This is a genomic window from uncultured Campylobacter sp. (genome assembly GCF_938017615.1).
In the GTDB taxonomy this organism is placed as follows: domain Bacteria; phylum Campylobacterota; class Campylobacteria; order Campylobacterales; family Campylobacteraceae; genus Campylobacter_B.
In genome coordinates this window covers 1-9,703 of sequence record NZ_CALIJA010000028.1, presented here as the reverse complement: position 1 = coordinate 9,703, position 9,703 = coordinate 1, and the positions used below count along the sequence as shown (strand labels likewise).

The 9,703-nt window shown below is 46.6% G+C and carries 12 protein-coding genes; 9 read left to right on the top strand and 3 right to left on the bottom strand.

The window, feature by feature from the left end:
* The 9 genes from Q0620_RS01225 to Q0620_RS01185 form a co-directional block, all read left to right on the top strand.
* Positions 1-316: TonB C-terminal domain-containing protein (locus Q0620_RS01225; RefSeq protein ID WP_298782872.1), on the top strand; the 316-nt coding region annotated here is incomplete at its 5' end.
* Positions 317-331: 15 nt separating this feature from the next.
* The gene (tolB, locus tag Q0620_RS01220) at positions 332-1,579 is read left to right on the top strand and encodes a Tol-Pal system protein TolB (protein WP_177389413.1); all 1,248 of its coding nucleotides are present in this window, start codon (positions 332-334) and stop codon (positions 1,577-1,579) included.
* 55 nt (positions 1,580-1,634) lie between these two features.
* Complete coding sequence (locus Q0620_RS01215) at positions 1,635-2,108, top strand: OmpA family protein (RefSeq protein ID WP_291938293.1); 474 nt, start codon at positions 1,635-1,637, stop codon at positions 2,106-2,108.
* Between the two features lies 1 nt (position 2,109).
* The gene (locus Q0620_RS01210) at positions 2,110-2,928 is read left to right on the top strand and encodes a tetratricopeptide repeat protein (RefSeq protein ID WP_298782871.1); all 819 of its coding nucleotides are present in this window, start codon (positions 2,110-2,112) and stop codon (positions 2,926-2,928) included.
* Between the two features lie 49 nt (positions 2,929-2,977).
* Positions 2,978-3,550: a peptidylprolyl isomerase gene (locus Q0620_RS01205; RefSeq protein ID WP_298782870.1), complete on the top strand. Its 573-nt coding sequence runs from the start codon at positions 2,978-2,980 to the stop codon at positions 3,548-3,550.
* 9 nt (positions 3,551-3,559) lie between these two features.
* Positions 3,560-4,504, top strand: a complete 945-nt coding sequence (gene fabD, locus Q0620_RS01200) for an ACP S-malonyltransferase (protein ID WP_298782869.1) — start codon at positions 3,560-3,562, stop codon at positions 4,502-4,504.
* The gene (locus tag Q0620_RS01195) at positions 4,501-5,199 is read left to right on the top strand and encodes a 5'-methylthioadenosine/adenosylhomocysteine nucleosidase (RefSeq protein ID WP_298782868.1); all 699 of its coding nucleotides are present in this window, start codon (positions 4,501-4,503) and stop codon (positions 5,197-5,199) included. The genes fabD and Q0620_RS01195 overlap by 4 nt, the downstream gene beginning before the upstream one ends.
* The gene (locus Q0620_RS01190; protein ID WP_298782867.1) at positions 5,196-5,945 is read left to right on the top strand and encodes an ATP-binding protein; all 750 of its coding nucleotides are present in this window, start codon (positions 5,196-5,198) and stop codon (positions 5,943-5,945) included. The genes Q0620_RS01195 and Q0620_RS01190 overlap by 4 nt, the downstream gene beginning before the upstream one ends.
* A 1,083-nt stretch (positions 5,946-7,028) precedes the next feature.
* On the top strand, positions 7,029-8,495 hold the full coding sequence (locus Q0620_RS01185) for an aldehyde dehydrogenase family protein (protein ID WP_297894493.1): 1,467 nt from the start codon (positions 7,029-7,031) through the stop codon (positions 8,493-8,495).
* Positions 8,496-8,549: 54 nt separating this feature from the next.
* Here Q0620_RS01185 and Q0620_RS01180 read toward each other — a convergent pair whose 3' ends face one another.
* The 3 genes from Q0620_RS01180 to Q0620_RS01170 all read right to left on the bottom strand — a co-directional run.
* Complete coding sequence (locus Q0620_RS01180; RefSeq protein WP_298782866.1) at positions 8,550-8,933, bottom strand: hypothetical protein; 384 nt, start codon at positions 8,931-8,933, stop codon at positions 8,550-8,552.
* Positions 8,934-8,943: 10 nt separating this feature from the next.
* Positions 8,944-9,357: a hypothetical protein gene (locus tag Q0620_RS01175; protein WP_298782865.1), complete on the bottom strand. Its 414-nt coding sequence runs from the start codon at positions 9,355-9,357 to the stop codon at positions 8,944-8,946.
* A 9-nt stretch (positions 9,358-9,366) separates the two neighbouring features.
* Positions 9,367-9,703, bottom strand: a 337-nt coding sequence (locus Q0620_RS01170) for a hypothetical protein (RefSeq protein ID WP_298782864.1), incomplete at its 5' end; no start/stop codon positions are given.

Genomic DNA, 9,703 nt, shown 5'->3' with positions numbered 1-9,703 from the left:
AAATTCCGTTTCGCAAAAACCTGGTAAAATTCAAATTTCAAAGGAGCTAGATGCTTATTTTTCGCAGATGGCGTCGAAATTGCAAGCTCTATGGACGAAGTATCAAGCAGGTATTTCCGATGAGGCTAGAGTCCGCATAGAATTTAGCAACAATGGACGAGTTTTAAATTATCAAATTTTAGAGCTTGGGCGTAGCACAGAATTTAACCAAAAGCTAAGGAAATTTTTAGATGAGCTTCCTAAGCGAAGCTTTCCAAAATCACCGGATAATAAATCTCACACATTTGAAATGGTATTATCCGACGTGGCAAATTAAATTTAAGGAGAAAAGATGAAGAAACTACTTTTGATTCTTGCATTTTGTAGTAGCATTTTCGCGGCAGATGCGACTATGTCTATCGTAAACGAAGGGGTAAATCTACCTAAAATCGTTGTTCAGGATGCATCGAACCTTGCAAATTCAGAATTTGGCAACAAATTCTTTAAACTTATGGTGGGTGATCTAAAGGTCGGTGCGACTTTTGAAGTCAGCGACGAGTATCTACAAAGCAGCTATGATGCGGGCGCTTCCGATAATCTAGGCTCTAGCGGTGCCGCTCTGATCGTGCGCTACGCGGTAAGTGATAAAAGCTCGCCGATGAGCCTAAAAGCCAAAGTACTTGAAGCGAACAGCGGCAGGGTGATGTACGAGAAGAGCTTTACGCTTTCAAATGCCGAAAAGTATCCGTTTTTGGCACACATGGCGGTATCTGAGATCGTCAAGCAGCTAGGGTACTCAAACGTCGATTGGATGAAGGAGATGATTTTGCTCTCTCGCTACACTTCGACGCGTGAGAGCGAGATCATGGTGGCTGACTATACGCTTACTTACCAGCAGGTTGTGCTTCGCGGCGGATTAAATATCTTCCCTAAATGGGCAAGCGCAGCGCAGAACGAATTTTATTATACCTACTATGTCAATAAAAATACGCCCGCTATCTATAAATTTAATCTATCCAACGGCAGCAAGAGTAAAATTTTTACCGGTCACGGCATGACAATAGCTTCGGATGTAAGTGCCGACGGCAGAAAGCTTCTAATTACCAATGCGCCTAAAGATCAACCCGATATTTATTTATATGATATAGCTTCGGGTAGCGCTAAGCAAATTACTGATTATGCGGGCATTGATGTAAATGGAAATTTTATTGACGGCGATTCGCGCGTGGCTTTTGTGAGCGATCGTCTGGGCTATCCGAACGTATTTGCCACTAGCATAAACGGCGGCAACGTTCAGCAGCTCGTCTATCACGGCAAAAATAACAATTCCATTAGCACAAATGGCAATTATGTTACTTACTCTAGTCGCGACGGCGGGGGCGGATTTAATATATATTTAATCTCTACTCAAACCGATATGATTCGCCAGTTAACGGCTAGCGGCAAAAATATGTTTCCTAGATTTTCTAGCGATGGCGGCAGCATTATGTTTATCAAGCAAGACGGCAGCGGAAGCTCGGTAGGTATTATCAGGGTTAACGAGAATAAAAGTTTCCAATTTCCGTTAAGAGTGGGTAAAATTCAATCGGTTGATTGGTAAAATATTAAAAAATCTCGTGATATAATGACTTCAATTTTTTTTGAAAGGATAGAAAATGAAACATTTAGTTTTATCTTCGATAGCAGTTGCTGCTCTATTATTGAGCGGTTGTTCTAAAAAGACCCCAGAGGCCGATACTACAAGCACAAGTAATGCAGATAGACTAGCTGCTTTGGCATCTCAGATCCAAAGTGAAGTTGGTACTGTTTATTTCGACTTTGATAAATTTAATATTAGAGCCGATCAGCAAGGCACAATCAATAATAACGCAGCTTTATTCAACCAAGCAGGCGCAGAGTCTCTAACCGTCAAAGTTGAGGGTAACTGCGATGAGTGGGGTTCTGATGAGTACAACTATGCTCTTGGTCTAAAGAGAGCTACTGCAGCTAAAGACGCATTGGTTGCTCAAGGCGTAAATGAGAGCAGAATTTCCGTAGTAAGCTACGGCGAGAGCAATATGGCTTGCACAGAGCATTCTAAAGAGTGCGACGCTCAAAACAGACGCGACGAATTCAAAGTTGGATTCTAATTTGAAATTTAAAAATTTCACGGTGGCGGCTCTTTTGGGAGCTGCCACTTTTTTAAATGCAGAAACTTCTGCATTTGATGCTGGCAATATTGATTCAGGTAGCTCTTATGGACTAACCGAAAACGAACAAGTATTACGCGATAACCGCAAGCGTATAAGCGAGATGCAAACTAGTGTAGATAATACACGCGAGAGTGTCGAAGGTTTGCGAAGCGTCCTTGAAGGAACAAATTCTAAAATTTCGAACCTGGAAAATAGGGTGGCAGATCTAGAAATTCGCGCTACGGGCAAAAGCCAAGGCAACAGCGAGCTAGATCAGATGAAACGAGATATCGCAACTATAAAAGCCCAAATCGCTGAAATCAATAAAAAATTAGGCAGCGGCGATAGCGTAAAAAAAAACGCTGAATTAGACGCAGGTGCTGCCTCAACCCCCGCTAGTACAAAATCAGACTCCGATTTTAAATCAAAAGATCAGGCTTCGGTATTGAAAGAGGCCGATGCCTTATATGCTAAAAAAGACTATTCAGGCGCAAAAGAGCGCTACAATTATTTATTATCTAAAAATTACAAGCCCGCTAAGGCAAATTACATGCTGGGCGAAATTTCATATTTCTCCGGCTCATACGCAGAAGCGATAAACTATTATAAAAAGAGCATCTCGCACAACGAGAGCCAAGACTACACCCCAAAACTCCTCTATCACACCGCGATCAGCTTCGATAAGATCGGCGATAAAGACAGCGCAAATAAATTCTACAAAGCGTTAAAGGCTTCATATCCGGACTCCAAAGAAGCCAAAGCCGCGCCCACTAGATAACCTAAATTTAAATACAAACTCAAAATAAAATTCTAAACAGGAGAAAACTATGGCTAACAACCGAGTTATAAAGATGCATTATGAGCTAAAAGACGGCAAAACCGGTGAAATTTTAGAGTCAAATTTAAACTCCGACCCGATTGCTTTTCTTAGCGGCAAAGATCAAATCATCCAAAAGCTGGAAGATGAAATTTTAAATCTGCAAGCGGGAGAGAGCAAAACGGTTCGCATAAGCCCGAGCGACGGGGTCGGCGAGTATAGAGAAGACGCCGTGCAGATCCTGCCTAAAGAGCAGTTTGCGGGCATCGATCTGGTCGTCGGTATGGAGCTTTTCGGTCAGGCGGAGGACGGCGCGACTACCCGCGTGAGCGTTAAAGCTATCGGCGAGCAGGATGTCACCATCGACTTTAACCATCCATTCGCGGGCAAGGAGCTGGAATTTAACGTAAAAATCGTCGAGAACCGCGAAGCGACGGCGGACGAAATTCTTACCGGGCAGCCGGAGGGTGCGCACAGCTGCGGTTGCGGACATAACCATCATCACGAGGGACACGAGTGCTGCGGAGGTCACGATCACGGAAAAGACCACGAGTGCTGCGGCGGGCACCATCACGAGCATTAGGACTTGTTTATGAAATTTGCTTTTATCTTCCCCGGACAGGGCTGCCAAAGCGTAGGCATGGGCAGGGAGTTTTACGAGAGTTCTGCCTCTGCGCGCGTACTCTTAGATGAGGCTTCAAGTTTTACCGGCATCGATTTTAAAAATTTACTATTTGAGCCTAGCGACAAGCTCGACGTTTCGGAATTTACGCAGCCTGCGATTGCATTAAATTCTATGATGGCGCTTGCGGCGCTGCAAGAAAGAGCGGATCAAGAAGAGCTTAACATCGCTCCGCAGTTTTTGCTCGGCCATTCGCTGGGCGAGTTTAGCGCGCTAAGCGCTGCGGGAGGCATAGAGCCGAAGCAGATGCTAAAGCTAGTAAATATTCGCGGCAGGCTTATGCAGAGCGCCTGCGAGGGCAAAGGCGCCGGAATGATGGTGATCTTGGCTCTTGCCGACGAGGCGGTCGAGAAAATTTGCGCGAATGCGAGAAGTGCCGGTAAGCAGGTGTGGGCGGCGAATTATAACTGCGACGGGCAGATCGTAGTCGCTGGCAAAAAAGATGATCTCGCATCGCTTGAGAGCGAGTTTAAGGCTGCGGGTGCAAAGCGCGCGATGCTACTGAATATGAGCGTCGCAAGCCACTGCCCGATGCTAGGGAGTGCCAGCGACGAGCTTTTGGAATTTTTACGCCCCGCGCTAAAAGAGAGCTTCGCCCCCGTCGTTGCTAATGCCACGGCGCGCGCATACACGACGAAATCCGAAGCGCTAGAGCTGCTGAAAGCCCAGCTTATCGGCCCCGTACTTTACAAGCAAAGTATCAAAAATTACGAGGGCGAGACAGACTGCTTCGTCGAGTTCGGCGCGGCGGTTTTAAAAGGGATAAACAAAAAGATCACGCAAAAGCCGACCTTCAGCATCACGGATCTTGCGAGCTTAGACGAGTTTCTGAAATTTGCAAAGGAGAATGGATGAAAGTAGCGATCTTAGGCGCCATGCCCGAAGAGATCGAGCCGCTGCTATCTGCGCTGCGCGAGCGGGGCGTGAGCGTGGAGGCTGTAGAGCATGCGAATAATAAATTCTACACCGCCAAGCTTAACGGCCATGATCTAGTGATCGCATATTCGAAGATTGGCAAGGTAAATTCTGCCATGACGGCTACGGTCATGATCGAGAAATTCGGCGCGCGCGCGCTCATTTTTACGGGCGTCGCGGGGGCTTTGAAGCACGGCATCAAGATCGGCGAAATTTTATACGCTACCGCGCTCGTGCAGCACGATCTGGACATCACGGCGTTTGGGCATCCGCACGGATTCGTACCCGGAAGTAAAATTTCAGTCCAAACCGACGCGAAGCTAAATTCTATCGCGCAAAGCGTCGCCGAGCAGCTAGGCATCACGCTAAAATCGGGCGTCATCGCTAGCGGCGATCAGTTCGTGGGCGATGAGGAGCGCAAGAGCTGGATCGAGCGGACGTTTGATGCGAGCGCGGTCGAGATGGAGGGAGCGAGCGTAGCGCAGGTGTGCGACGCGCTGGGCGTGCCGTTTTGCGTGCTGCGCGCGATAAGCGATGAGGCGGGACACAAAGCCGAGTTCGATTTTGACGAGTTTATGGTAACAAGCGCGCAAACGAGCGCAAATTTCGTCCTAAAAATGATCGAAAGGTTATGATAAACCTCTCCAAAAAACTACTTCGCCGCGTCGGACAAACCAACGCCAAATACAAGATGTTCGAGCGCGGCGATAAAATTTTACTAGCTCTTAGCGGCGGCAAAGACAGTATGAGTTTGGCGCACGTGCTGAAGCACTTTCAAAGCGTAAGCCCGCTAGATTGGGAGTTTCGAGCCGTTACCGTCACCTACGGTATTGGCGAGGACCTGCGCGAGATAAGCGCCCATTTTAAAGAGCACGAGATCCCATACGAGATAATCGATACTAAAATTTTTGAATTCGGCAAGGAAAAGATCCGCGCGAACACCACGTTTTGCAGCTTTTGCTCGCGTATGAGGCGCGGATACATCTACTCCTACGCGCTTGAGCACGGCTTTAATAAGATCGCCATCGCCCACCACCTCGACGACGCTGCGGAGAGCTTTTTTATGAATTTTACCTTCAACGGCGCGCTTCGAACTCTCGCTCCGCGCTACGTCGCCGAAAACGGCCTTGTGATCATCCGTCCGTTCATTCTCGCGCGCGAGCGTCAAATCGCAGCCTGTGCCAGAGATAACGAGCTTCCGATCATGCGCGAGGAGGATGTCTGTCCTGCGAGGCAATACGGCGGCAAGGAACCCACCGCGCGCGCCGCTACGAAGGAGCTTTTGGCGCAGTACGAAAAGGCCCATCCGAGGTTTTTTATCAGCCTGCAAGCCGCCTTCGCCAACATCCACGAAGATACCTTTTTCGAGCCTAAATTTTAAAATTTTAAGCGGTTTGATCTCTCGGCTAGAAAAGTCCGAGTGTGGCTTTCGCGGGCTCGGAGACTTCGTGCGCCTAGTTCGATTTTTTGGCTTGAATGAGTCTGACGCACGCAGAGCAGTTATCCTCCCCTGTGCTCGAACGAGTCGCGAGTCGTAGCACGAGCGGTTGAGTCTACTGCATCCGAGCCGCGTGCGCGAGTGATTGCGCTCCTGCGTTAAGTTGTGTGTGCGAATGGTTATATTTCCTACGTCTTAGTAGCTGCGAGCGGAGCGGATTGTGCGACCTGTATCTGTTTTTGCGAAACGCTTACGGCTGTTTTCGGCGCGCCCTCTCGTCTTGCTCAAAAGCCGCCCGTACCAAGCGGAGCCCCTTACAAACAAGCGTTATGGGCCTGCAAAGCTCGCGCGAAAGACAGTTGTAGAAATTTTATTCCGAAAAGTATTTTTGAAATTTTACTTCACAAAATTTTAAAATTCTCAACTAGACTAAATTTTAAAATTTTAACGAAGCCTGATTCAAAACTCCGACGAAGCCGAATTATGAAATTTTACCCCGCAAAATTTTAAAATTTATCGGCAGGCTATAGTTTGGACTACGTATAGCTTGAGTCGCGCTCGCTAATTTATCGTCGCACGTGCCGTGCGCCGTAAATTTAAACCGCTCGCCCGCTCCGCTAAAGATAGTTTTAGAAATTTATTCCGCAAAATGTTTCTAAAATTTTACCTTACAAAATTTCAAAATTTTAACGAAGCCGAATTTAAAATCCAGGCGGAGCCAAATTTTAAAATTTTATCGGAGCGAAATTTTAAAATTTCGCGCAGCCGAATTTCCGCTCTCGCTTCATAAACGTTACATTTTGAAATTTCGCCGCTCGCGAGGACATAAATTTTACGCCGCTTCAAAGCCGCTCAAAACTTCCGCTGTCGCGCGCGCAGATTAAATTTTAAAATTTCGCGGGCGCCGCATTGCTTCTCAAATTTACACACCGCGAAATTTTAACCGATTTTCGCTCCGAAATTTATGCCGCATTAAACGCCGCGGATATATAATAGCGAATGTCATATTTCACGTAAGGAGTAAGCATGGCTACAATCCAACCAAGCTATAAGCTTTTCATCGACGGCGAGTTTGTGGGTGCCGAAGGCGGCGCGAGCCTAGACGTTTTTAATCCCGCTACCGGCGAGAAAATTTCAAAGATCGCAGATGCTAGCAAGGCGGACGTCGATAGAGCGGTCGCCGCGGCTCGCAAGGCGTTTGAGAGCTTCCGTCGCACTAGCGTTTATGAGCGCAGTGCGCTGCTAAACAAGATCGCCGACGTCCTGGAGCAAAACGCCGAGTTCATCGCCACCGTAGAGACTATCGACAACGGCAAGCCGATCCGCGAGACGCGCGCGGTCGACGTAGCGTGGTCGATCGAGCATTTCCGCTATTTTGCGGGCGTGATCTTGGGCGAGGAGGGCAGCGCCAATATGCTAAAAGAGCGCTATCTATCCGTCGTCTTGCGCGAGCCGATCGGCGTAGTAGGACAGATCGTGCCGTGGAATTTCCCGTTTTTGATGGGCGCGTGGAAGCTCGCTCCGTTACTTGCCGCGGGCGATACGTGCGTATTTAAGCCAAGCTCCGAAACCAGCCTTAGCATTTTGGAGTTCATACGCCTAATCGCGCCGCTGCTTCCAAAGGGCGTCATCAACGTCGTAACCGGCAAGGGAAGCAAGGCAGGCGAGTTCGTCCGCACTCACAAAGGGCTTGATAAGCTCGCATTCACGGGCTCTACCGAGGTCGGCAGAGGCATAGCTCTAGCCGCAGCGCAAAAAATCATCCCCGCTACGCTTGAGCTTGGCGGCAAGAGCGCGAATATCATCTTTGACGATTGCGACTTCGACGTTGCGATCGACGGCGTGCAGCTGGGAATTCTTTTCAACCAAGGTCAGGTCTGCTGCGCGGGAAGTAGGATCTTCGTACAGGAGGGTATCTACGATAAATTCGTACCGGCGCTCGTGGAGAAATTTAAGCGCATCAAGGTGGGCGATCCGCTCGATCCGAACACCCAGATGGGATGCCAGATCAACAAAAAGCAAGCCGATAAAATTTTAGAGTACGTAAAAATCGGCGTAGAAGAGGGCGCTAAGATCGCCGTGGGCGGCAAGCGACATAGCGCGGGAGAGGCTTTCGTTGAGCCTACGCTACTCGTGGACGTGCGCAACGACATGCGCGTGGCGCAGGAGGAGATCTTCGGTCCTGTGGGCGTCGTGATTAAATTTAAAGATCAAGACGAGCTCGTCCGCATGGCGAACGACAGCCTCTATGGACTAGGCGGCGCCGTATTTACGCGCGATATCGCAAAGGCGCTCACGGTCGCACGTCTGCTTGAGACGGGTCGCGTGTGGGTCAATACCTACAACCAGATCCACGCCGGCGCGCCGTTTGGCGGCTACAAAGAATCGGGTATCGGTCGCGAGACGCACAAGATGATCCTGGATCACTACACCCAGACCAAAAACATCTACATCGACACGATCTCTAAACCGAGCGGCTTTTACGAGCAGTAGGGCTTAGCGCGGTATCTTGGGCTACATTTCGGGCGGTTTGCGCCGCCCGAAATTTTATTTTGCTTGACTCGATTGAGTATTTAATTTTAAGATTAATATAGGCTCATCATTTGGTAGTAAATTTTTATTTGCTAACCTTATGTCTTTATAAACATTTATCGTGATTTTAACATTTGGCATGTCTGTAACCTTTGAAAAATTATTTAAGAGCAACTTTATATCATCATCTCTAGTGCCATAAATGTTTACTATGCTCTCATATCTATCGGTAATTTTTCCACAAGACCAAGAACCGCCTAGATGATTTAAATCTCTTATTCCTTCAAATATTATTTCTTCTGCTTTGTCGTTATACTGATTCCGACATTCCCTACCGTCGCAGCCGAATAATATAAATGCGGTGACTATCAAAAAGAAACACTTTGTAAATTTCAGCATTTCATTTTCCTTAATTTGATTTTGTATCTAATTTTACGGTTAATATATTCTTGCTAAATGGTGGCGGAGTTTTGCTGCCCCATTTCCAATATCTCTCATAAACCGATATAGTAATTTTGACATTTGGAATTTGTGCCGCTTCTGCTACATTCTTTAATAAAGTTTCTAAATCATCGTTGCTAGGTCCGTAAAAATTTATGAAGTATTCATAGTTGTCAATAGAACCGCATGTCCAATCTCTATTTTCCTTATCCTTTAAATTATCAGTTATAATAGAAAACGCCTTATTATTGTATTCGTTGCGACATTCATTACCGTCGCAGCCGAATAGAACAATCGCAAAAAATATTGCAACAAGAAATTTTATGGCGAAATTAAAAAACCCGCCTGTTTTTATAGTTTGATAACTACGATAGCAACCCATTTTCGCTCCTCAGATAAAATCCCTGTATTCGATATTTTTGTTACTCATTAAAATTTTTAATTTTTCAAAATCTTCTTTTGTTATATAGCTTAAAGGCAAAATAATCGAGCTTAGATTAAATACGATATTTGCCAAATTAAATTTTAGTTTTAAGCAAAGTGTTTCGCCTCCCGGCAGATATGCAAATGTAGCAATATATTTAATCTCATCATATTTTAGAATTCTTTGCCAAAATATATATCTTACTATCACTTTATCATCGTAGCACGCAATAAATTTAAAGCAATTCGGAATAACCGTCGTATAAAAAAGACCGATTAGCGTTACCCAGCCTACTATAGGCGCA